Here is a 23,707-nt window from a genome sequence, read left to right as displayed (position 1 = left end):
ACAACCATAACAAGTGGAAAGGAAGTTGACAATATGTCTAAGAAAAATGCAAAGACTATTGATTTAGACAGCCTTGTAAAAGGATATGAAGATGCTTTTCCTTTTTATCAAGTACTCGCCCCTACAGGCGAAGTTGTAAACTCCGATTTAGAACCAAATTTAAGTGACGAGGAATTAACTGAACTAATGAGAAGATTAGTTTGGGCTCGCACGTATGATAAACGCGTAACATTACTTAACCGTCAAGGCGCCCTAGGTAACTATGCTCCAGGCGGTGGACAAGAAGCCAGCCAAGTTGCAACTCAATTTGCATTAGAAGATGGCGACTTTTTCGCAGGTACTTATCGCGACTTAGTTCCACTTATTTTCCATGGTCTGCCTTTGGAAAAAGCATTCCTTTGGTATAAAGGTCATATGAAAGGTAACGAATTCCCTGAAGAACTTCAGGCTTATGCACCCCAAGTTATCGTCGGCGGTCACATCACACACGCCATGGGTGTTGCATTCGGAATGAAAAAACGTCAGAAAAATAATGTTGTTATGTCACTCAGCGGAGATGGCGCTACATCTCAAGGTGACTTCTATGAAGGCATCAACTTTGCCGGTGCATACAACGTACCATACATCCCAATTATTCAAAACAACGGATATGGTATCTCAGTTCCAGTTGATGAACAGACAAATGCTAAAACACTTGCTCAAAAAGCAGTAGCAGCTGGTATTCCTGGTATCCAAGTTGATGGAATGGATCCGCTCGCAATGTATTCAGCAGTGAAAGTTGCCCGTGATCATGCTCTAGCCGGCAAAGGCCCTGTTCTTATCGAAGCATTGACTTATCGTTTCGGTCCACACACTATGTCTGATGACCCTACTCGCTATCGTAAAGATGAAGAATTAGAAGAATGGGAACAAAAAGATCCACTTGTTCGCATGAATAAATATCTTGAAGCCAAGGGACTTTGGAGCGAAGAACAAGGTGAAGAAGTCGACGAAGCATGTAAACAGGAAATCAAACAAGCAGTTGCTGCAGTTGGGCAAGCTGACAAACAAAAAGTCTCAGACTTCTTGAAAAACATGTACGATGTTTCTCCTCAAAATATTCAAGAACAAATTGCTGAATACGAAGAAAAGGAGATGAATGAAGATGAGTGAAAAAACAATCGTTCAAGGGGTTAGTGAAGCTCTCGATTATAAATTGACTCAAGATGAAAATGTTTTACTTTATGGTGAAGATATTGGACCAAATGGCGGTGTTTTCCGTGTCACTTCTGGTCTACAGGACAAGCATGGTGTAGATCGCGTTTTTGATACACCATTGGCTGAATCCGGAATTTTAGGCATGTCAATCGGGCTTGCTACAGAGGGTTTTAGACCTGTACCTGAAATTCAATTCTCAGGCTTCATCCTTGAAGCAATGTCACCTCTTATCGCTCAGCTTTCTCGGATGCGCTACCGTATGGCCAATACAAGGAATATGCCTATCACAATCAGAGCACCTTATGGTGGCGGTGTCCACACACCAGAACTTCACTCTGACAGTTTAGAAGGCCTAATGGCTCAGGTGCCTGGTATACGTGTTGTTATTCCAAGTAACCCATACGATGCTAAAGGCTTACTGATTTCTTCCATTGAAAGTGAAGATCCGGTTATCTTCCTTGAACACTTGAAACTTTATCGTTCAATCAAACAAGAAGTTCCTGATGAAGACTACCGTGTACCACTTGATAAAGCAGCTATTGCCCGCGAAGGTTCTGACGTAACTGTCATTGGTTATGGTCTGATGATTCCTGAAGCACTTAAAGCTGCTAAGGAATTAGAAAATGACATTTCTGTAGAAGTTGTCGATTTGAGAACTGTTTCTCCAATTGATATGGAAACGATCCTTGAATCTGTTAAGAAAACAGGCCGTGTTGTTGTAACACAGGAAGCTCAGCGTCAAGCAGGTACAGCTGGACAGATCATGTCTGAAATAAGTGAACGAGCTTTCATGTACATGGAAGCACCTATTACAAGAGTAACAGGTCCAGACTCTGTATTTCCATTTGGTGCTGCAGAAGCAGATTGGATTCCAAACTCAACTAATATTATCGAGAAAGTCAAAGAAGTATACGACTTTTAAATTTCAATTGATCAAGGAGGACTAGAAATGATTTATTCATTTAAATTACCCGACAGTGGCGAGGGAATTCATGAAAGTGAAATCGTCACTTGGGATGTCAAACCAGGCGACAACATTGAAGAAGACGATACACTTGTAGAAATCCAAAGTGACAAAGCTGTCGTTGCACTTCCTTCACCAGTATCTGGTGTTGTTAAAAAACTTTTATTTGAAGAAGGCGACGTACCTAAAGTCGGCGAATCAATTGTTGAAATAGAGATTTCCGATGACGAAGCTAAAAAAGTCGATTCTGATGACGGTGCTGCAGATAGCGGTGAAGAAGAAATCACTCGCGAAAAAGGTACAGATACCGTAGCAATCAGCAATGAAGAAAACAGTCATCTAAATCCATCTGAAGCTCCTAATCAGCCAGCCAATCAACAGCCGGCAGGTAAAAAACATGACTCAGATGTTGATATTAGAATGATTGCAATCCCTGCTGTACGTAAATATGCAAGGGAAAAAGATGTCGATATCACTCAAGTTCCTGCTACAGGTAAAAATGACCGAGTAACCAGAGAAGATATTGATCGCTATCTAGCTTCAGGCGGCGAGGCTGCACAAGCTCAAAGCTCACAACCAGCACAAGCCAAACAAGCTGAACAACCAGCCAAAGAAGCATCTGCTAACGAATCAGAAACTCGTGTTAAAATGACGTCTACTCGTCGCGCCATTGCAAAAGCCATGGCCAACAGTAAGCAAACATCACCACACGTTACTGTTCTTGACCGTGCTAATGTTTCTAAATTGGTAGAACATCGTGACAGATTCAAAGTCATTGCCAAAGAACGCGGCATTAAATTAACTTATACAGCTTACTTTGTTAAAGCACTTACTGCTGTCTTGGCTCGTCACCCAGAGCTAAACGCTTCACTAGATGAAGAAGCTGGAGAAATTGTTTATAAAAACTATATCAACGTCGGTATTGCAACAGATACAGACAAAGGCCTATTCGTTCCGGTTATAAAAGAAACAGACCGCAAGAGCCTATTCCAAGTAGCTCAGGATCTTTCTGAGAATACAGAAAAAGCTATGAACGGTACATTGTCAAGTGCTGATATGAAAAATAGTTCCATGACAATTACAAACGTTGGCTCACTTGCAACCAGTGGTGTTTGGTCAACTCCAATCATCAATCAGCCTGAAGTAGCTATTTTGGGCATGGCAAGAATTGAAGATGAAGTTATTCCAGATGAAAACAAACAACCTATTGTTGCTCCAATGCTGAAATTATCCTTTGGATTTGATCACCGTATTATTGACGGCGGTACAGCACAAAGAGCTATAAACGACTTAAAAGAGTATCTAGAAGATCCAGATTTACTTTTTGTAGAAGGGTAGTGAATAGTAATGGTCGTAGGAGATTTTGCTGAAGAACTGGAAACGGTGGTGGTTGGTTCTGGTCCGGGAGGCTATGTTGCAGCTATTAGAGCTGCACAGCTCGGCCAAAACGTAACCATTATCGAAAAAGATAATATTGGCGGCGTATGTCTTAATGTGGGATGTATTCCTTCAAAAGCATTAATCAATGCAAGCCATCAATATCAGTCAGCGCTTGATTCTCAAATATTAGGGATTCATTCTAAAGAAACAACCATTAACTTTGAAGAAACACAGGATTGGAAAGATAATCAAGTCGTTTCTACTTTGACAAACGGTATTGAAATGTTACTTAAGAAAAACAAAGTCAATATTATCAAAGGTGAAGCGTACTTTATCGACGGACAGACACTCCGTGTTGTCTATGACGATGAATCCGGTCAAACGTATAATTTTAAAAATGCAATTATCGCAACCGGCAGTCGTCCTATAGAACTTAAAGACTTTAAATTCGACAAACGTGTCATCGATTCAACCGGTGCACTGAATTTGAAAGAAATCCCTAAGAAATTAACCGTTATCGGCGGCGGCTATATTGGTATGGAGCTTGCCGGTGTCTATGCTAACTTCGGTACAGAAGTGACTATCTTAGAAGGCACTAAACAAATTCTGCCAGGCTTTGAAAAAGACATGGCTAAATTAGTTGAAGATAACTTTAAATCTAAAAACGTTACAATTGTGACCGAAGCAATGGCAAAATCTGTTAAACAAACTGAAAAACAAGCAACTGTCACGTATGAAGTAAACGGTAAAGAAGAAACAGTAGATTCAGATTATGTACTGGTCTCTGTTGGACGTAAACCTAATACAGACGATCTTGGTCTGGAACTTGCAGGTATCAAAACAACTGAAAAAGGTCTCATCGAAGTTGATGAACAAGGCCGCTCCAATAAGAAGCATATTTTTGCTATCGGAGACGTTGTTCCAGGTGCAGCACTTGCTCATAAAGCAAGCTATGAAGCTAAAGTAGCAGCTGAAGCTGCTAATGGCAGCAAAGGTGCAGCAGTTGATTACCTATCAATGCCAGCAGTATGCTTTACAGATCCTGAATTAGCTACAGTTGGCTATACGAAAAAAGAAGCAAAAGACTTAGGCTATAACGTTAAAGACAGTAAATTCCCACTTTCAGGCAATGGAAGAGCCCTTTCTTTAAATAAAACAGAAGGTTTTGTAAGGCTCGTTACTGAAAAAGACAGTGGTGCACTGCTAGGTGCACAAGTTGCCGGTGTAAGTGCTAGTGATATCATCGCTGAGCTTGGTTTGGCTATTGAAAATGGCTTGACAGCTGAAGACATTACACTGACAGTCCATAGCCATCCTTCAATGGGTGAAAGTGTCATGGATGCAGCTGAGCTTGCTCTAGGAATGCCAATTCACATTTAATTAATATAGAAAGTCAGGGCTTTATCAACATCGTTCCTTATTCTCCTTGGATAAAGCCCTAAGACTTTACTATATAGAGTTGGTACCTGTGATAATTTACTTTAAATAGCCTTTTTGGCATGTGAATAAATGATCAAACTGATTGTCTTTATTACCTAACAAAGGAGAATTTTCTATGGGCGAACAAACTGTAACACCTAAGAAATTTACAATGAATGTATTAAATGGCGTTGCTATTGGTACCGTTTTAGCATTAATACCAGGTGCATTATTAGGAGAGTTATTTAAAGCTTTACTGCCCTTTTTCCCTCAAGGTCAATTTGTGTTAGATGTTACTACAATGTCTAATTCACTTTTAGGTCTTGTCGTAGGTGTTGTCATAGGGTATCAATTCAAATTCACACCAATACAATCAGCCTCACTCGGACTTGCAGTAATGGTCGGCGGTGGTGCTGTTGACTTTACCGGAGAAGCATTGACCATGTCCGGCACAGGAGATGTTATTAACATGGTCTTTACTGGTGCAATTGGTGCTGGCATTATTCTTTTACTTGGTTCACGTTTAAAAAGCTATAGCATTATCTTAATTCCACCCATTCTTTTGATTGTTGGTGGCGGTTTAGGCTATGCTATTTTGCCATTAGTAGGTGAAATTACAACCGTTATTGGTCATTTTGTATCACAATTGCTTACATTGCAGCCGGTTATCATGAGTATACTAATAGCTGTACTGTTTTCTATCCTTATCACGACGCCGATTACCACAGTTGGAATTGCTTTGGCTGTTTCGCTGGCAGGTATTGGATCCGGTGCTGGAAACCTCGGTGTTGTTGCTGCAGGATTTGGGCTCGCTATCGCTGGTTGGAAAGTAAACTCAGTAGGAACATCACTCGCTCACTTTATTGGTTCACCAAAAATGTCCATGCCTAACGTTTTTGCCAAACCGAAAATTTTGTTGCCCGTCATTTGTAATGCAGCATGTCTCGGTGTCTTGGCAGCACTTCTAAACATTCAGGGCACTCCTCAGAGTGCAGGCTTTGGATTTAGTGGATTAGTTGGACCTGTTAACCATCTTAACTTAGCAGACGGTGGCTGGTCAGCTGGAAATATCTTAATTACCATCTTAGTATTTGTGGTCGCACCTATTGTTTTAGGTTTCTTTTTCAACTACTTGTTCACTAAAGTATGGCCAATTATTAAACCGGAAGATTATAAACTCGATGTAGAATAACAGGAGGCTTATAACATGTTACACGATTTTGAGGAATTAGAACAAAAGATTGCAAACATCGAAGAACCCAAGAAAGTCGCTGTTGTCAAAGCAGCCAATAATCATGCTTTAGAAAGTATTTTTGAATTGGCCGACCAAGGAATTGTCATTCCTTATCTGATCGACAGTCAATCAGAACTGGAAACATTAATTAGCAAATTGGGAATTCAAAACACTAATTATCACATCATTAATGAAGAAACTGATGAAGATGCTGCTTTTAAAGGCGTCGAACTCGTTAGAAATAATCAAGTCGATTTTATTATGAAAGGCGATATCCCCACTGGGAAATTGCTAAAACAGGTCGTCAACCGTGAAACAGGTATCCGAGACAAGGATGTTCTATCACATATGGCCCTCATTGACGTCCCTGCATATGATAAGTTGCTTGGTGTAACTGACGGCGGTATGCTTCTAACACCAGATGTCGATCAAAAAGAGGCACTGATTTACAATGCACTTGATGTGATGAAAGCTCTTGATTATGATAATCCAAAATTCGCTGTTCTATCAGCTGCAGAAGCAGTTCAACCTAAGCTGCCTGCTTCAACTGATGCAGTTGAATTAACAAAACGATTTGAATCAAACAGTGAATGCACTGTAGAAGGTCCGATTTCCCTTGACTTAGCTATTAATGCTTCCATCGCAGAAGAAAAAGGATACCAAGGTAAAATTCAAGGAGATGCCGATGTCTTAGTTGCAGCTGAGGTCGTTGGCGGAAACACACTTTCAAAAAGCATGTTGCTACTGGCTAATGCTTATATGGCAGGGGTTATTCTAGGTGCTCAAGTACCGATAGTTCTTACTTCAAGAAGTTCTTCCTCAGCCGAGAAAAGATATTCTCTTTTACTCGCATTACAAGTCAGTCACGCCAAAGAAGTGAAAGGAGAATAATTAGTTATGGCAGATCGTGTTTTATCCATAAACCCCGGTGCAACATCTACCAAAATAGGCTATTTTGAAGATGATGTGCTAAAATTAAAAAAAGAATTCACTTATTCTTATGATGATGTACAAAAGTATGACACCATCATGGATCAAAAGGAGTTCCGTTTTAACGACATTGCTGACTGGTTAAAAAGCAATGGCATAGAAAAAGGTTCTCTCGATGCTGCTGTTGGTCGTGGAGGATTACTCCCTCCCGTCAATGCCGGCGCTTATATAGTCAACGATGAAATTATTGATTGCCTGACCCATCGTCCAGTTTTGGAACATGCTTCTAATTTGGGTGCCAGTTTGGCAAGACAAATTGCCGACGAATTTGGCACACCTGACTGTGAGGCATTCATCTATGATCCTGTAACAGCAGATCAAATGGATGATGTTGCACGAATCTCCGGTGTCGCTGAAATTGAACGTAAAAGTATTGGTCATGTGTTAAACATGCGTGCAGTCTGCATGAAAATTGCAGAAGAAGAACTGCAAAAACCCTACGAAGAATCTAACTTAATTGTTGCCCACGTAGGCGGCGGCAGCTCAGCCAGCGTTCATAAACAAGGCAGAATGATTGACTTAATTTCAGACGATGAAGGCTTGTTCTCAACAGAGCGTTCAGGCGGACTTCCAATTAAAGAAGTTATTCCAATGTGTTATGAACATACCCAAAAGGAAATGACAGATCTAACACGTAAGCAAGCTGGTCTTGTTTCTTATTTTGGGACGAATGATGCCAGAACTGTTGAAGAAAAAGCTGAAAATGGTGATGAACAAGCACAACTTGTCCTTGAAGCCATGGCTTATCAAATTGCCAAAACAATCGGCGAACTCGCAACAGTTCTAAAAGGAAACGTTGATGGTATCATATTCACAGGAGGATTAGCTCATTCTGATTTAATCACTCGTATGGTTAAAGAAAGAACTTCCTTCCTCGCGCCTGTATATTTCGTTCCTGGGGAAGCAGAATTGCTTGCTTTAGCCAAAGGAGCACGTCGTGTTATTACTGGCCAAGAAGAAGCAAATATTTTTCATGAAGCAAGTATAGAATCAGCCCACAACTAACTTAAAAGGTGATAACATGAAAGTTGCAATTGCAGGCTCAGGAGCAATCGGGAGTCGATTTGGCTACATGCTCCATAAAGCCGGAAATGACGTTATACTCATTGATAAATGGCCTGAGCACGTAAATACGATTCGGAGCAATGGTTTTACAGTTGATGAAGACAACAAACAGCATGTTGTTAATATTCCCATTTATTATCCAAATGAAGTTAATGATGTCGTGGATGTTGTATTTATGTTTACTAAATCAATGGGGCTCGGGGATATGCTTGAAGATATCAAGCCTATCCTCGGTCCAAAGACAAGTGTTGTCAGTCTGTTAAATGGTATTGGGCACGAAGACGTGTTGAAACACTATATTCCCATGGAAAATATTTTCCTGGGTGTTACCATATTGACTTCGCATTTAGAGGGACCAGGACATGTTGCTTTTTCAGGAGCCGGAACGACTGAAATTCAAAACTTTGTCCATGGAGAATCAGAGGCTCAAATGGCACGTAACATTGTCAAAATGCTTGATGATGCAGGATTAAATACGAGCTACAGTGAAGACGTTAAATTCTCTATTTGGAGAAAGGCATGTGTCAATGGGGCCATGAATGCAACCTGTGCACTACTGGACTGTAATTTGGCCGAATTTGCAGCGACCAATCAGTCTGAGCCAATTATCCGTTCTATTGTTAAAGAATTTGTTAACATTGCTTCTCAAAAAGGAACACAATTGGATGAAGGTGAGATGGTCCAGTATATTCTGGAGTCAGCCAGAAATATTGGAAGTCACTATCCTTCGATGCATCAAGACCTTGTTCAGAATCATCGTCTAACAGAAGTAGACTTTTTAAATGGAGCTATTGCCAGAATGGCTTCAGAGGATTTTAATACGACAGCTCCTTATAATGAATTAACGACCCGACTTATTCACGCAAAGGAACAAGTATTAGCAACAAGGTGATTCAGATCAACTCAAAAATATATTTTAGGAAATAGATATAAGGATAGAAGCAGCAGCTTGATTAATCGTCATGACTGCTGCTTTACTTTTTATAGAGGATCGCTTGCCTCAAATAACAAGCTAGTTATGTTTGATATGGTCAATAAACTTAACAGCAACCGAATTTAATTGTTCATCTTTTCGCTTAGCTACACCGATTTCAAATTGATTAGCTTTATCGTCTAATGGAATCCATACTAATTCACCGAAATTACTCAATTTTTTCAGTGGAGTAGGCATAAATGTTATTCCACCGGTTGTTAATGTGTTCTGTAAAATAACTTCCCAGTTACTATTCGTAAAAATAATATTGGGATGAAAACCATAGTCATGGCAACGTTCTTCAATTACCCTGCCTAAAACATAACTATCAGAAAGAGAACATATCTTATACCCCTCAAGATCAGATATTTTAATAGACTTCTTATCTGCAAGCGGATGGTCATAAGGCATGACCACAGATACATCATAACTGTGATGAGATGTTTTAAGCTTTTGAATCGTAATCGATGGTTCATAATTAGGAAACGACAAAAGGCCAATATCTATTTCTTTAGTAGCTAACATTCTTTGTAATTTAACAGAGCCGCCTTGGGCGAACGCCAGTTCAACATCAGGATTCATTGTTATGTAATGAACAATTTGATCCATATATTGAATCGCGAACAAGACTGTCATACCAACTTTTAATTTCTTGTTCTCTTTTTTAACTTCTTCTTCGATATTTGTGATCAGACTACCAACATCAGCCAGAATTTTTTCGAACCTTCATAAAAAATTTGGCCTGGTTGAGTTAATCTTACACTTTGATTCGACTTATCGAATAAGTTAACATTCAATTCCTCCTCCAACTTTTGCATGTTCCACGACAATGTCGGTTGAGTCACAAATAAGCTTTTAGCAGCCTCGGAATAACTTCTCGTATTAACTATTGTAACAAAGTATTTCATTTGTCTATATTCCACGTCAGCTCACCTCTGGATGAGAAATAATAATTGCAAGGTGGAAAATGTATTTGACCTGTCAAAAACAAGCCCACAGCCCATCTTCATTATACCATGAATACAGAAATCCTACTATCTGGATGCTTTATTTAACAGTATTGCGTCTTCACTTACAGGGCGCATATTCTTGTTCCAGAATAGTTTGCAATAGGTAAGCCTTTGAGGTCATCTCCAGCTTTTCCCCTGCTCCACACGGAGCGTGCAGGTTTCCCCGCACTCCGCGTTCCATCTAACAAAATATACTGAGTTATAAGTTCCTCGTTACTTCATGTTTGGAATTTTTAAATCGTTTCAAGCTCACATTTCCTACGGAAACGATTGACTTTATTTATCATGTCTCCAGTAAGCTGAAATCCTTTTATAAGTCCATCAATCATCTTTTTATTAGTGGCATGGATTAACTTGTGTATTCCTTTATGAAGGATACGGAGATTATCAAATTGGTCATTTCCGCCAAGGCTTAATGGTACATAATGGTGACAGTGAACATCAGCCGCAGGCAATTCAGCGCCTGTGATTTCACATTTTCCCATCTTCATACTGTACCTGCTGATTCGGTTATCCATGTATTCAATACTTCGGTTTGGAAGTGTTGATTTCATGAGTAAGCCTATTTCGCTTTGGATGTCTGAACGCAGCTTTTTGTGTATCATATTCCTTCCTTCTTCCGTGAAAGGCGTCATTTTTGGAGTAAATCCAAAGGCATTCAACGTTTTTACATCCGAAAGTGGGAATAGATATACACCAGCAATTTGAAATGTTTTAAATCTATTAGGATACATCTTTTTATAAGTTGGTGGCGGATTAGCTGGATGACCGTATTTGCCCACTGGTCTAAGATGATTGTAAATGAACGCACCTAAATCATAGGCAAGACGTGAAAACTCGAGATTAACCTTGGTAGCCCTTTTGAAATATTGATGAATTCCTAAAACAAAACTATTGAAAAGCAACGCATTCATTGCCGAGGGAGAGGTTCTAATTCTCCGAATTAGTTTCTTAGCCTCTTCTTTGATTTTGCGTTTTTTACTCGCTTTAATGCCAGTGCGTGCAACACGCTTTTTACCCTTTTTGTCAGCTCGGATGGTGAATCCTAGAAATTCGGATTCTCTTTTCCGTAAATTCACTATCTGTGATTTTTCAGGCGAAATATCCAGTCCCAAACGGTCTTTGAGAAATAGCCTCACGGCATGGTACCATTTTTGGGCTGTTTTTCCATCCTTACATAAAATTTTAAAATCATCCGCATAGCGAACGAGATAGCCTTCCTTCAGATTAGTACGCTTTTTGGCTAGTGTTTCACCAGTCCTAGATTGAAAAGATTTGGAAAGAGGGAAGAATTCCCACTGTCCCGCAACCCATTGGTCGAGGTCATTCAGCACAACGTTTGCAAGTAAAGTTGATAACAATCCACCCTGCGGAACGCCTTGAGATGGTGTTCCTTCACCATCTATTTCAGCTTTGAGCATTTTGCCAATACAAGCTAGTACTTTTCGGTCTTGGATTCCCATATTCCATAGTTGCTTAATAAGCAATGTATGGTTAATATGGTCAAAGAATCCCTTTATATCAATGTCCACCACAAAATGAAAATGGGCTTGATTGATTAAAGATTGAATTCTTGCCATGGCGTGATGCGCAGAACGTAATGGTCTAAATCCATAACTATGATTATAGAACTGGGCTTCCGCAATCGGTTCAAGCACTTGTTTAAAACATTGTTGAATGATTCGATCTAATATACAAGGGATGCCGAGGGGTCTCCACTTTCCATTATCTTTTTCAATCCATTTTCGTCTAACCTTTTTCGGACAATAGTTTTCTAGCTGGTTTCGGATTTCCATCATGAGTTTTTCTTCAGACCATTTTTTCATATCACTTATCGTTCTTCTATCCGTTCCAGGTGTCTTAGACCCTTTGTTGGACTTGATAGTACGATAAGCAAGCAAGATATTTTCTCTTGATATGATAACATCGTAAAGATGTGAAAAAGCTTGTTGATTCAAACTTTTATCATATAAATCCGTAAACGTTTCCGTCATATCGTAGTAATCCCAATATCGTAAAGCTTGCACTGTGGCATCCCTCCTGTTGGAGTGATGTTCCCACGTTCCTACCCGACCGGTGCAATGCACGTATGGAAAATAACTTTTCATTTTATTAGACTTGGGGCTGTTCCTCCATTCCCATTACAGGAAATTCATCAGTCATGCCCCTACCCTCACAAGGATAAATGCCCTTCGGCATAAGTCTTATAGCAAACGTTTCGGATGACAGTCCTTGTTTCAACGTTCCTTGTTTTCCAAGTCCCTTACAACCTAGCTATCCGTACTGAACTTAGGTGTCCCCTGGAAGCCTGTGAGCTGGATACCGCCTTTGTTCGGTATAGCGTGTTTCATAGGGCGCATTTTTACTGCACACCACTCACCCCATCGTTGGATGCGGTGTTTGTCAACATAGTTGTCGCATGAAGCAGTTTAGCTTCTTTAAATTTCACGCCATATGACCATAGCTACCGCGCTTTGCTTGCTGCCCTGATGATTTGAAATGAAAGGGAAACCATTCTTTCATTTCAAATCATCAGGTGATAAAAAACCCATTCTATTAATCTCCTATAGCCAATAAAGTCTCTTCACGCATAGGATTCAATGCAACCTCTTCATGAGGTGACCAACCCCTTGTGTTTCTTGCGCCCCAGCGTTCTGGATGATGTTGCTTTGCTTGTTCATATACGTCATGCCTTTTTGCCAATATATCTTTAAATTCTCCACTATGGCATTGTGCAGGGGTCACGAAATTTAAACCGCTGTGTAAATGAACCTCGTTGTACCACTTAATAAACTGTCCTGCCCACTTTCTCGCATCCTCCAAGGAAGCAAACCCTTTATGAGGGAACTCAGGACGGTACTTAAGTGTGCGGAACATTGCCTCCGAAAATGGATTGTCATTGCTTACGCGCGGCCTAGAGAACGAGCTTTGAATGCCCAAGGTCTCAAGTAACCCAAGGAATGTCGCGGCCTTCATAGGGCTGCCATTATCAGAGTGTAGTACCAAAGGGCTGCCTTTTATCCCCTCTTTAAGCACAGCTTTCTTTACGAGTTTCTCAGCGTATTGGGCCTCCTCTGATTCCCATACTTCCCAACCCACAGCTTTGCGACTGAACAGGTCAAGAATCAAATACAGTCGGTAGAACAGTCCTTTCACAGGCCCCCAAGCCATGTGATATCCCATGTCCAAACTTGGTTCGGCGCAGTTGCTAGATGGCTTTCAGGAACCCGTCTTTTGGGCTTCTGACTGCGGCCACGATGATTCTGCATTTCTTCTTCACGCAGTACGCGATAGAAGGTCGATTCAGATGCGATATACTTCTCCTGATCGGCCAGTTGCGGCACAATCTGAGTAGGAGGTAAATCGGCATATTCTTCTCGGTTCACAACTTCTAAAATTTCTGCCCTTTCTTCTTCCGATAGTTTATTTTTAGGCGTGGGCCGTTTGGCATGCGGGCGCTGATCGACTTTGACATCGCCTTCAGACACCCACCGCTGATAGGTCCGCACATGAATATGCAATTCTTCACATGCCTTTGAAAGACGTGCGCCATTTCGATTAGCTTCTTGAATCAATTCCACGGCACGTGCGCGATCTGGTGGGCCTATCATTCGTCCTCTTGGTCCCCCAAATCGCTCGGGCCTTTTTTCTTAGGAGTAACAATGCGGCAGCTTCTGCCAGCGCCTTCTCCTTTTTTTGAAGATCCTTTTCCAATGTTTTGGATCGCTGTTTTTCCTCTTTTAGTTGTCCAGTTAACGCTTTGGCTTGGTTAAAAGCATTGCCGTTTGCCTGAAGACAAACTTGTTGCCAAGCATTAATCTGTTCACGGTACAAGCCTTTCTTGCGGCAATACTCCGCTATCTCTTCCTCATTCATGGCATATGTTTCCATAACAATCAAAAACTTATCTTCACTGCTCCAACGGTCGCTGTTTTGTCCGTTTCCAGGTGTTGCCGCACCTGACTCCCTGGCCTCTTTCCGCCATTTATACAACGTTGCGTCGGAAATACCTACTTCCTCACTTAATGCCTTTACGGATTCATTTTGTGGTGGCATCATCCGCTTCACTATCGCAGCCTTTCGTTCTTCTGAATAACGTATCCCATTATTTGTCATTACGATGACCTCCGTGTTATTTAGTTAATCATACCACGTTTGCCTCGTACGACAACTATCCTAACAGAGGGGGATGGGACATAAGTTTCCCTATGTTCAAACTTTAGACCTGTATATTCGGTTATTCGTCAGCTCCATATCTTTGAAGCCATTCTCACCATATCCAGTTTTTCAGCCGTAGGGCATATCCGTTGGCATACCTTCTCCGTGGGAGTGGCTTCAGCCTTCGTTCTGCCTTATCCACCTGTACTTCAAACCCTGTAACCTGTCAGTCACAACGCATGCAGGAGTATTGACGGGATGGTTTTGGGAAACATGGTTCCGTCATTCCCTTCCTTGGTTGTAAAGTTAGAATTCATTTATGAATTCTCCGCCTTTCACGCTTGGTAGCGTTTATAGCAAAGCTTGTCGCGCGCGCCCGTTAATGGAATTATCCACTTCTACTATTAGCTGGTATTGCAGAATATCGTCAATATTCTTCTTAAAGAAGAGTTCAATATCACTTCGCTAATTTATCTACCTGGACCTAGCTGACAGTGATAACAAAACCCCAAGTAACAGCTGCTACTCAGGGTTAAATAATACATTTTATTTCTCACCACTTAATTCAACTACTATTTTTGCTTGTGATTTATCGTTTGTCAATGCTTCGAATCCATTTTCAACAATATCATCCAATTGAATTTGGTCTGTAATAATTCCCTGTGGTTTTAATTGTCCTGTTCCCATTAAATCTACAGTTTGTTGGAATGTAGTAGGTGTATATGCGATTGTTGATGTAACTTTTACACCTGTATTTGTAAGCTGTATTGGATTCCATTCAATCTCCCTAGCAAATATAGACACAATAACCATTGTTCCACGTGCTCTTGTTGAATCAATTGCTTGTTTAAATGTTGGTGCTACTCCGGCAACTTCAAAGGAAACATCTACTCCATCTGGAACAATTTCCTTGATCGCTGTAACAGCATCTTGTTCGCTAGAGTTAACGACATGGGTTGCTCCTAATTCTTTTGCTTTCTCAATTCTAGTTTCCGACAAATCTAAAGCAATAATCTTGCTGGCACCAGCAGCTTTAGCTGCAATAATTGTCATTAAACCAATTGGACCTGCACCAAATACAGCTACCGTATCACCAAACTGCAGTTTCCCTTCTTTTACAGCTTGTACGGCAACCGCAGTTGGTTCTACTAAAGCTCCATCCTGTAGTGTTAAAGATTCTGGAAGTAGATAAACGTTATCTTCCGGTACATTTGCGTATTTAGTAAAACCACCGTCACTGTGAAGACCAATAAAGCTAAACCCATCATAAGGATCAAGGTCTTCCGGCTTATTTCCATAAGTGATTGTTGGATTAATTGCTACTCTATCGCCAACTTTATATTTTGTCACCTTTGGACCTACTTCTTCAATAACACCTGCAAATTCATGCCCCATGGTTAGCGGAGCGATTTCTCCAGTTAACGGATCCTCTTTTTCATTTGGTACAAACACCGGTCCCTCTTCATACTCATGTAAATCACTGCCACAAATACCTGCCCAAGCTACCCTTACTTTAACATCGGTATCTTTCGTTTGTTTTAGTTCTATTTCGTCTACCCGTAAGTCTTTTTTTCCATACCAGACTGCAGCTTTCATTGGATATTACCTCCTGCTTAATTAGTAGAAAATAGTTATAAGAATACTATATTGAAGGAATAATCAATATTAATTCCTATGATTTTATTATACTATTGATTTTTCCAACCTTCTATTAAATAGACTTTAATTTCTAACCAAATACACATATCTCATTAACAGTTTTGCGATTGTTTATTTTAATTCGGTGGCATGGTTTATTCTCGGGTCTTTGTTCATATAATTTTACCATTCCACGATATTTACCTTTTTACTTATCCAGTTTATTCAGTGAACTTTTATTTAACCGTACAAATATCATAAGAAGAATTCCCCCTCATCTGAATCTCTTTTTATTTTCATCGTATATGGATTATTTTATTCAATAATATGACCCTTATATATGATGCTCACGCTAATCCTTATTCAAGAATGGCGCCCTATTCTGGAACAAAGATGATTTATTTTAGAACCTGCCAATCCGTATAAACATTAGCATCTATTCCCAAGTCTTCTGTCTTTAACCATTCAAACGCTTTTAGAACTAATGGAGAAGCATTCTCAAAAGAAATATCTTTTTCTTTTACCCACACGGCACCTAATGAGTCCTGCCCCTCAAATTGTTCAGGTGTTTGTAATTTCCCGCCAATTTTTCTCACAAGGTAATAGACGGCAATATGATGGACATCCGTAAACTCTTTCCACATCCAAGGCAGCTTAAAATCCGTAGCCCCAATGTTTTTTACAATTTCAATTTCAATACCCGTTTCTTCAAGGAATTCTCGTTTCATAGCCTCCGATAAAGTTTCGCCATCTTCCAAACTTCCACCAGGTAAATCGAAACGGTTTATGTATGGTCCACCATTCTTATTTATAACTAACAATTCTTCATCTTCCACAAATATTCCATAAACTCCAAAAGCCCTGTGAAATTTATTATCGGCCATATTAAGTCCCCCTATTTCCGTTTTACTTTATGCAACAAAATGGCCCTAAACCAATACAGATTGGCACTGCCTTATTCCGCGAAAGCGCACGCTTATTGAATTGAAATTTATTCATGTTTGATTGAAGGACGCCTTCTTATTCAAGGAAAGCGCCCGATTGTTTTACAAAGCACCCCTATTCCGATGTAAAAACAACGTAAAGACATTTAATAAAATGGTAACAATGACAAGTACCGTTGAAGCAACAGCTACACCGCGCATTGTATCCGCCAGAGCAGCAAAGTCTTCAATCTTTACCAAGTAAAGGTTATAAAAGATTTGAAAACATATTGCGATAGCGCAAGCGCTGAAACTGATAATGGTAAGAGTAACCCATTTATTATTCTTTTGTTTTTTTCCACAAGATTAATAGCAGGGATTATCCAAGCTACTAACCCAAGAATCAAACTGCCGATGTTAAGCCAACCAGCATCAATCATATTTCATCCCACCCCATTTTCCCTTCTAAATTTTTCCTCAACAAACTGGCCCGTTTGTGGCATACTGGTATGTTATTTCAGCACAACAAATCCCTTTAGGTAATTATATCTAAAGGGATTTAAGGTTACAACTCTATTCAACAAAATCTTAAGCAATATTTGAACAAAACACAAAAAATAAAACAAGTAACGGAATACCTAACACCCATATCCAAAACTCAACAGATCCAACCATACTCAGATAAAATTCAGTTTGCATAAACCACTGGAGTGTAGCCAGAAATACAATCCCACATAAAGTGAAGAAAGCAATAAACAGTATTAGCAACAATATAGCTAATACTGTTTTCTTAACCCCCTTCGTCAAAACAACCATTACGACCATCCTCTCTCGCTAAATAAACCATATAAATTTCTGCCCAGCATTTCTAAAGCTTCCTTTTTTAGCTCATAGTATCTTGTCTTTCCGATAAACAATTGAGGATAAATGACTTCATCACTGTACCTGGACCCATCATTACGCTTCTTCATGTACTTCATTTCTATTAATTTCTGTTCAGCTGAAGTAAGCGACTCCATTGCATAAAATAATGTATCTAACCACTCACTAGCTTGAATAGATTTCAGAGCAAATTGCTCTGTTTTACTATGATTAAGATTTGAACCACCTGGCATATCTGATATAACGGAAGTAATGCTTGGTACATGTGTTTTTTGTGACATCGCCTTTACCTTGAAATATCGGTTCAGCCAGTTTTCCTCTGCATAGTCAATATAAAATTGTTGTTCATCCCTTAGAAATGATTCTATTTCTTCTCTCGTAAAAACCCCTTCGATATCAGCAGCAAAATTCATTTACCGTCATCCTTTCATTATTTATAGTAAAGCTCCCACGCATTCTGCTTAAATTCTTTCACAACCTCCCAAGGGAAGGGCATTCAGTAAAGCATTAATCTGTTCATATAAAGATTGAGCCGATGAATAACATTCGTGCTGTTCAGTTGATACAATTTCATACATCCCAAATCTATTTTTTGTTATTTGCATGTTTGTTTCAGGAATCTGGATAGACTGATTGACCTCTAATTCGGCTATTTTGTTATAAAGAGGATCATTTTCTATTCCAAGGTATTCATAAACATGCATTTGCGTATTCACATCAAGCATGTTGTTCCCCCCTCCATACTTCAAATTTCCATTTCTAAGCTATCTTTCTCGCTCTCATGCCTTCTCTTTTTAACTGATGGATTTCTAATTGCATACAACAGTTCATCGATATATTTTTCCTCTTCGCTATTCATCCCATAAAGTCGCTGCACAAGAAACCGATGGGATGAAAGAGCTTCACCAATAAAATGTGCTTCTGAATAACTTGCCTGTATTTGAATTTCCTTTTTATCAGTATTGTTTACAGCTCGCAAAATAAAGCCTCCCCAATTAAATCGCATACCCTTTATTTAACTATCCGTCAATGAATGGTATAATATCTAAGCATGTGTTGGGAACGTCAGAAGATACTAGGCATATCTTTTACCATGACGTTCGCCTTCTATTAATCTTTTTTAGTTTCCTCTGCCGTTGGTACATATTTGTCACCAACGGCGCTTTTATGCCGGTTCCATTCAATCCATTTACGTTCGGTTTCTTCTTGACTATCCTTTGAGTCAAATACCATTACACTTTTCATTCCTTCCCACATTTAAAACCTCTCCTTTCGTCTGTAACTTTCTCCTTCAAGGCGTACGGCTTTTGTCAGGTCCATCATCCGATCAATAATACGGCCTCCGTGATTTCCATATTTCTCAGTAAGCATTTTTTCAGAGTAATTCGTTGAGCAAATAACCGATTTATTGAGTCGCATATCGAATATTTTATACAACACATCAGATGCCCAGCTTTCATGTCCATATTCGTTTGCCTTTACATATTCAGAACCAATATCATCAAGCACCAACAAGTCTAACTCGTCTGCCATTTTGAAGATCTGCATCTCATCTAAATTTGAATTAGGTTTGTACGTGTTTTTGATAAAATCAAATAGATCAGTGACCTTTATATAGAGCGTTTTATAACCTTTTTGCCGCAGCTCTTTAGTAATTGCAAAAGATAAATGGCTTTTTCCGAGGCCACAACTTCCGCTAAACAGAAGTGAATGAACACCATCAAAGGTTTTGACATATTGTCTGGCTACTTCTTTTGCTTTCGACTGTGATGTTTCTGTCGGTATATAGGAATCAATCGTTGCTTCCTTCAAATCGTGTGTAACTCGTTCAAAAGTTGCAATAAACCGCTTTTCTTTTAGCCTTTCTCTTTCTTCTTTTGTTGGCACGTTTAGCTCCTTTAATAGTTGATGGTCCATACAATGTTTACATGCTCCAAGAACGCCTTTAGGTGTTTCATATAATTTGTACAGACTTCCACATTGCTCACATTCTTTTTCATGACATTCTTTAAAAGGGAATGACTTTTTAAGAAGTGATCCAGCTGCTTCCATCGATAGCACCTCCTAAAATCTATCTCTATTCGGATCGTACTCTATTTGACTTACAACTTGTTTATTTCGGGTTTTGTGATTCTGGTCGATTTCTTCAACGGTTAGTAAAGATTCCTTTTCCCAATTCTTTAAGATGCCTTCCGCATATTTAAGTCGTCTAGCATCATTTTCACAAGCAATATTTAATGCTTTTAAAATGATTTCGCCAGGATCTTTAAAAGAAGAATCATCCAACCACAACAACAACTGTTTTTTTGCATGAATATTATTCACACCAAATCCGTTTTCATCCCAAAACTGAACAATCTTCGCTACATCTTTTTCTTGTTCTTTTTCTATTTCTATATCTTGTTCTTTATCTAGTTCTTCTTCTGTACCGTCACGTGACGTCACGCTAACGTCCTCGGGTTTATCTTCTATTAGTTGCTGCTTCTTTCTTTCACGATATCTTTTATTACGCTCTGCATTCAGCTTTCTTACACGGTCCATTCCTTCAACATTTTGATGCTTTTCCCAGTTTGATATCCGGATAAAGGAATCATCATCAATAAAGATCATCCCGAACTCTCTTAACGTTTTTAAGGCAAGTCTCACTGTATTGAGTGACCTATCGAATATAGTAGCAAGCATTTCCTCCGTATAAGGGACATTTTCGTTCAAATAAATATAACCGTTGGCATTTGTTCTCCCAGCTTGTGAAAGCAACTTAATCCAAATGATAAGAATGGTATCAGCTTCTGGAAGCTTTTCTATCAGTCTTATTTTCTCATCATCGAACATGGCGGTGCTTAACTTAATCCATTTAATATTGCTCACTTCAACACCCCCTAATTAAATAGATCCATAGTCTTCATGTAATAACCACTCATCAATTGCATTCAGATTAAATAATAGAATGCCGGCACTTGGGCGGTTAAATGGAATGTTTTCTTGTTTGATTAACCGATATATTGTTGCCTCCGACATCTCTATACCAATTTCATTAAGTAAATAGCGTGATAAGCTTTTCGCTCCTCTAACTACTCGAACTTTAGTTTCTCTTTCTACAGTTTGCATTTATATTACCTCCTTCTGTGTTTGTACCTCATCTTCTAAAGAACATTTTGTTTCACATCGTTACATTCGTGTTCAAAAAAAATAGTCCAATCAAATTGAAGATAATCTGCTATATTCTTCGCTACTTTTGTGCTTGGATTTCTTTTTCCATTTTCGATCATATTATAATACGATCTTTTAATGTCAACTTGTCGGGCAACCTGATCCTGGTTGTATCCCTTTAAATGCCTATATTGTTTGAGCCATGTTCTTTTTGTTTCCACATATACCACCTCCCACATGTAACAATTCGTTACATTTATAATAGTATCATTTTGTTACATAGTCAAGGGTAAAAATACTTTTTTGTTTCGTTTTGTTACATTACCTTTATTGTAACGAAACGTTACAGTATAATGAACTTACTAGGAGGAGAACAATGCTAAGTAAAAGGCTGATTTATTTAAGAAAGCAAAAAAACTTGACGCAAGAGCAAATATCCAAAATTATTGGTGTTTCAAGACCTGCTTATACAGCATATGAAAAAAAGACGCGAACACCCGATTATGATATTTTACAATCTCTTGCCGATTATTATGAAGTTAGTATTGATTACCTTCTTGGAAGAACAGATAACCCTACACCTATAGATAGAAAAGATGAGAAAGAGTTTTTCAAGGCAATAACAGACCCTGACTTAGAAAGATGGTACACAGAGTTGCCTCAATCTGACGAAGAGGACTTAAAGAAATTACGTAGAATGTGGGAAATAATTAAAAGCGATCCTGACAGAAAATAAAATTAGTTACGATCTCTAGTTGAACTAGAGATTTATTTTTAACACAAAACAGAACATGTGTTTGCATTATATGATAGGAAGTATATAATAAAAAAAAAATAGCGGTAATTGGAGGTGCTCTTTTGGAAGTTCATGTATACTTTTTAGAAGGACACAGCGAAGTTAATACATTAAATGGAGAGGTAAATGTCTTTCTAAATAAGAACGACGAACAACAAAAGATGTGGTTTGAACTCATTAATTACTTGAACCAGATGACCGAGCTTAATGACGCACAAAAGTGCAAAATAACCATTTCAAGTGAAAAGGAGAATCAACAATGGCTTCATTCGTCGAATTAATACCAAACAAAAAATACAAATTGTTCGTGGAATTAGAATCAAATCCTGATGGTTCGAGAAACAGACGGACAAAGGTTATTCAAGCAAGTGGGAAAAGGGAGGCAAGAAGACTTTTAAGTAAATTTGAGCAAGAAATCATGGAGAACTCTCATTTATCTATTGATAATCCATACATGCCAGCCTTTATAGATAGATGGAGAACAAACTACGCACAAACGGAATTAGATATGGCAACACTTGAAAGTTATGATATTTCTTTAAAGCAGATAAAGAGGTATTTTAAAAAGAAAAAAATAAAGGCTATCAAACCTTTACACATTATTGAATTCTATACTGAGGAAAGAAAAGCTGGCAGAGGATCATTGGAAACGAAACATAAGGTATTGCAATCCTTATTTAAGCATGCGATCGTATGGAAATATATTGACAAAGAAGAGAATCCCATGGAGGACGTTTCTAAACCTAAAACGCAAAAGAAGCAACATAAGGACTTCTACAATAAACATGAATTAAAAGAACTTTTTAAGCTGCTAGAAGACCAGCCCGAGCATCATCAACTAATGGCAAAATGCGCTTTATACGGTGGTTTAAGACGTGGAGAAGTACTTGGAATAGCTGATGACTCAATTGATTTTGAAAGCAATACAATAACTGTAAAACGCTCTCTACAATGCACTAAGTCAAAAGGGATTGTATTAAAGGAAACGAAAGGTAAAGATGCTAGAATCATCATACTTCCTGATAAATTCATGGAGGAATTACAAGCTTATCATAAAAAGAAATTACAATTAAAAAAGGATATGGGAACTTTATGGACAGGCTTTGAGGACCAAAATAAGAAGAAAGTCTTCCTTTTATTCAGCGATGTACATGGCAAACCTTTTCGACCAGACTCTGTAACTCAACTGTGGGGCAGATTCATGAATCGTAATCAAGATAAAATCAAACGTATTCGATTCCATGATTTAAGACATTCGTCTGCATCTTTAATTTTAAGCGAAGGTGTCAACATGAAAATCGTGCAAAAAAGATTAGGACATAAAGATATTAGGACAACGTTAAATATGTATTCACATATCACAACAGAGGATGAACAAAAGGCCAGTGACGTTTTCAACGTTTTATTCTAGTTCGTCACTCGTTCCGTCACTCGAACCAAATACTTGCCTTTTATATACATGCAATAAATAAAGCGTATCCCTTATTGCCCAAGGGATACGCCGTAGAGCTTCCAGCCAGATTTGAACTGGCGACCTCTTCCTTACCATGGAAGCGCTCTACCTGCTGAGCTATGGAAGCATATGAAGTTTTTGGCTCCACAGGCAGGATTCGAACCTGCGACCGATCGGTTAACAGCCGATTGCTCTACCACTGAGCTACTGTGGATTAAATGGAGTTGTATATGTACTCTCAGATATTAATAAACCCAATGATATATAAATATCACTGAGTATTAACAAACTGTTTAGAGGTTTTAAAAACATAGTTTGCCTGGCGGCGACCTACTCTTGCAGGGGCGATGCCCCAACTACCATCGGCGCAGAAGAGCTTAACTGCTGTGTTCGGCATGGGAACAGGTGTGACCTCTTCGCTATTGCCACCAGACCTTTATGCTGTTTTAAGGACAAGAACTATTATAGCATTTTA

At 39.1% G+C, this 23,707-nt stretch carries 26 protein-coding genes, 2 tRNA genes, 1 rRNA gene and 1 pseudogene; 11 read left to right on the top strand and 19 right to left on the bottom strand.

Going from position 1 to position 23,707, the window contains the following annotated elements; translation table 11 throughout:
• Positions 1-33: 33 nt before the first annotated feature.
• The 8 genes from pdhA to JNUCC1_RS09175 all read left to right on the top strand — a co-directional run bounded on the left by pdhA (position 34) and on the right by JNUCC1_RS09175 (position 9,141).
• Entirely contained in the window at positions 34-1,152 is a 1,119-nt protein-coding gene (pdhA, locus tag JNUCC1_RS09210) for a pyruvate dehydrogenase (acetyl-transferring) E1 component subunit alpha (protein ID WP_156645143.1), read from the top strand.
• A complete protein-coding gene (locus JNUCC1_RS09205; protein WP_156645142.1) occupies positions 1,145-2,119 on the top strand; it encodes an alpha-ketoacid dehydrogenase subunit beta in 975 nt (324 codons plus the stop codon). The genes pdhA and JNUCC1_RS09205 overlap by 8 nt, the downstream gene beginning before the upstream one ends.
• A 27-nt stretch (positions 2,120-2,146) precedes the next feature.
• Positions 2,147-3,499: a dihydrolipoamide acetyltransferase family protein gene (locus tag JNUCC1_RS09200; RefSeq protein WP_156645141.1), complete on the top strand. Its 1,353-nt coding sequence runs from the start codon at positions 2,147-2,149 to the stop codon at positions 3,497-3,499.
• 9 nt (positions 3,500-3,508) lie between these two features.
• Positions 3,509-4,921, top strand: a complete 1,413-nt coding sequence (gene lpdA, locus JNUCC1_RS09195) for a dihydrolipoyl dehydrogenase (RefSeq protein ID WP_156645140.1) — start codon at positions 3,509-3,511, stop codon at positions 4,919-4,921.
• 175 nt (positions 4,922-5,096) lie between these two features.
• A complete protein-coding gene (locus tag JNUCC1_RS09190; RefSeq protein ID WP_156645139.1) occupies positions 5,097-6,152 on the top strand; it encodes a PTS transporter subunit IIC in 1,056 nt (351 codons plus the stop codon).
• 15 nt (positions 6,153-6,167) lie between these two features.
• Entirely contained in the window at positions 6,168-7,085 is a 918-nt protein-coding gene (locus JNUCC1_RS09185; protein ID WP_156645138.1) for a phosphate acyltransferase, read from the top strand.
• A gap of 6 nt (positions 7,086-7,091) precedes the next feature.
• Complete coding sequence (buk, locus tag JNUCC1_RS09180) at positions 7,092-8,189, top strand: butyrate kinase (protein WP_156645137.1); 1,098 nt, start codon at positions 7,092-7,094, stop codon at positions 8,187-8,189.
• 16 nt (positions 8,190-8,205) lie between these two features.
• Positions 8,206-9,141 carry a 2-dehydropantoate 2-reductase gene (locus tag JNUCC1_RS09175; RefSeq protein ID WP_156645136.1) on the top strand — a complete coding sequence of 312 codons (936 nt, stop codon included), beginning with the start codon at positions 8,206-8,208 and terminating at the stop codon, positions 9,139-9,141.
• Between the two features lie 120 nt (positions 9,142-9,261).
• Here JNUCC1_RS09175 and JNUCC1_RS09170 read toward each other — a convergent pair whose 3' ends face one another.
• The 16 genes and pseudogenes from JNUCC1_RS09170 to JNUCC1_RS09105 all read right to left on the bottom strand — a co-directional run bounded on the left by JNUCC1_RS09170 (position 9,262) and on the right by JNUCC1_RS09105 (position 21,204).
• Positions 9,262-9,903: a LysR family transcriptional regulator substrate-binding protein gene (locus JNUCC1_RS09170; RefSeq protein ID WP_331713733.1), complete on the bottom strand. Its 642-nt coding sequence runs from the start codon at positions 9,901-9,903 to the stop codon at positions 9,262-9,264.
• 8 nt (positions 9,904-9,911) lie between these two features.
• Complete coding sequence (locus tag JNUCC1_RS19490) at positions 9,912-10,130, bottom strand: LysR family transcriptional regulator (protein WP_442915450.1); 219 nt, start codon at positions 10,128-10,130, stop codon at positions 9,912-9,914.
• 335 nt (positions 10,131-10,465) lie between these two features.
• Positions 10,466-12,259 carry a group II intron reverse transcriptase/maturase gene (gene ltrA / locus JNUCC1_RS09160; protein WP_331713660.1) on the bottom strand — a complete coding sequence of 598 codons (1,794 nt, stop codon included), beginning with the start codon at positions 12,257-12,259 and terminating at the stop codon, positions 10,466-10,468.
• A gap of 529 nt (positions 12,260-12,788) precedes the next feature.
• Positions 12,789-14,348, bottom strand: a pseudogene (locus tag JNUCC1_RS09155) (IS3 family transposase).
• Between the two features lie 588 nt (positions 14,349-14,936).
• Positions 14,937-15,986: a 2,3-butanediol dehydrogenase gene (locus JNUCC1_RS09150; RefSeq protein ID WP_156644833.1), complete on the bottom strand. Its 1,050-nt coding sequence runs from the start codon at positions 15,984-15,986 to the stop codon at positions 14,937-14,939.
• A gap of 440 nt (positions 15,987-16,426) precedes the next feature.
• The gene (locus JNUCC1_RS09145) at positions 16,427-16,912 is read right to left on the bottom strand and encodes an NUDIX hydrolase (RefSeq protein ID WP_156645133.1); all 486 of its coding nucleotides are present in this window, start codon (positions 16,910-16,912) and stop codon (positions 16,427-16,429) included.
• Positions 16,913-17,074: 162 nt separating this feature from the next.
• The gene (locus tag JNUCC1_RS19225; RefSeq protein WP_331713687.1) at positions 17,075-17,212 is read right to left on the bottom strand and encodes a hypothetical protein; all 138 of its coding nucleotides are present in this window, start codon (positions 17,210-17,212) and stop codon (positions 17,075-17,077) included.
• Positions 17,206-17,391 (bottom strand): hypothetical protein, encoded by a 186-nt coding sequence (locus JNUCC1_RS19220; RefSeq protein WP_331713686.1) that lies wholly within the window; start codon positions 17,389-17,391, stop codon positions 17,206-17,208. Before JNUCC1_RS19220 ends, JNUCC1_RS19225 begins: the two co-directional genes overlap by 7 nt.
• 375 nt (positions 17,392-17,766) lie before the next feature.
• On the bottom strand, positions 17,767-18,246 hold the full coding sequence (locus tag JNUCC1_RS09135) for an ArpU family phage packaging/lysis transcriptional regulator (RefSeq protein ID WP_156645132.1): 480 nt from the start codon (positions 18,244-18,246) through the stop codon (positions 17,767-17,769).
• Between the two features lie 48 nt (positions 18,247-18,294).
• Positions 18,295-18,558: a hypothetical protein gene (locus JNUCC1_RS09130; RefSeq protein WP_156645131.1), complete on the bottom strand. Its 264-nt coding sequence runs from the start codon at positions 18,556-18,558 to the stop codon at positions 18,295-18,297.
• Between the two features lie 20 nt (positions 18,559-18,578).
• Positions 18,579-18,812 (bottom strand): hypothetical protein, encoded by a 234-nt coding sequence (locus JNUCC1_RS09125; protein WP_156645130.1) that lies wholly within the window; start codon positions 18,810-18,812, stop codon positions 18,579-18,581.
• 131 nt (positions 18,813-18,943) lie between these two features.
• Positions 18,944-19,090, bottom strand: coding sequence for a hypothetical protein (locus JNUCC1_RS18245; RefSeq protein WP_197431681.1), 147 nt, complete (start codon positions 19,088-19,090; stop codon positions 18,944-18,946).
• Entirely contained in the window at positions 19,091-19,885 is a 795-nt protein-coding gene (locus JNUCC1_RS09120) for an ATP-binding protein (protein WP_156645129.1), read from the bottom strand.
• Between the two features lie 12 nt (positions 19,886-19,897).
• On the bottom strand, positions 19,898-20,701 hold the full coding sequence (locus tag JNUCC1_RS09115; protein WP_331713685.1) for a phage replisome organizer N-terminal domain-containing protein: 804 nt from the start codon (positions 20,699-20,701) through the stop codon (positions 19,898-19,900).
• A gap of 15 nt (positions 20,702-20,716) precedes the next feature.
• Positions 20,717-20,941 (bottom strand): hypothetical protein, encoded by a 225-nt coding sequence (locus JNUCC1_RS09110; RefSeq protein WP_156645128.1) that lies wholly within the window; start codon positions 20,939-20,941, stop codon positions 20,717-20,719.
• Positions 20,942-20,976: 35 nt separating this feature from the next.
• Entirely contained in the window at positions 20,977-21,204 is a 228-nt protein-coding gene (locus JNUCC1_RS09105) for a helix-turn-helix transcriptional regulator (RefSeq protein WP_331713684.1), read from the bottom strand.
• Between the two features lie 155 nt (positions 21,205-21,359).
• Here JNUCC1_RS09105 and JNUCC1_RS09100 point away from each other — a divergent pair, with 155 nt between their 5' ends.
• The 3 genes from JNUCC1_RS09100 (at position 21,360) to JNUCC1_RS09090 (ending at position 23,190) form a co-directional block, all read left to right on the top strand.
• Positions 21,360-21,719 (top strand): helix-turn-helix domain-containing protein, encoded by a 360-nt coding sequence (locus JNUCC1_RS09100; RefSeq protein ID WP_156645126.1) that lies wholly within the window; start codon positions 21,360-21,362, stop codon positions 21,717-21,719.
• Positions 21,720-21,841: 122 nt separating this feature from the next.
• Positions 21,842-22,060, top strand: a complete 219-nt coding sequence (locus JNUCC1_RS09095) for a hypothetical protein (RefSeq protein ID WP_156645125.1) — start codon at positions 21,842-21,844, stop codon at positions 22,058-22,060.
• Positions 22,039-23,190, top strand: a complete 1,152-nt coding sequence (locus tag JNUCC1_RS09090; protein WP_156645124.1) for a tyrosine-type recombinase/integrase — start codon at positions 22,039-22,041, stop codon at positions 23,188-23,190. The genes JNUCC1_RS09095 and JNUCC1_RS09090 overlap by 22 nt, the downstream gene beginning before the upstream one ends.
• A gap of 96 nt (positions 23,191-23,286) precedes the next feature.
• Here JNUCC1_RS09090 and JNUCC1_RS09085 read toward each other — a convergent pair.
• The 3 genes from JNUCC1_RS09085 to rrf all read right to left on the bottom strand — a co-directional run bounded on the left by JNUCC1_RS09085 (position 23,287) and on the right by rrf (position 23,665).
• Positions 23,287-23,359 (bottom strand) — tRNA-Thr (locus JNUCC1_RS09085).
• A gap of 12 nt (positions 23,360-23,371) precedes the next feature.
• Positions 23,372-23,446 (bottom strand) — tRNA-Asn (locus tag JNUCC1_RS09080).
• Positions 23,447-23,549: 103 nt separating this feature from the next.
• Positions 23,550-23,665, bottom strand: a 5S ribosomal RNA gene (gene rrf, locus JNUCC1_RS09075).
• Positions 23,666-23,707 lie beyond the last annotated feature (42 nt).

Origin of the sequence: Lentibacillus sp. JNUCC-1, assembly GCF_009741735.1 — a bacterium.
In the GTDB taxonomy this organism is placed as follows: Bacteria; Bacillota; Bacilli; order Bacillales; family Amphibacillaceae; genus Lentibacillus_B.
This window is presented reverse-complemented; position numbering and strand designations above follow the sequence as displayed.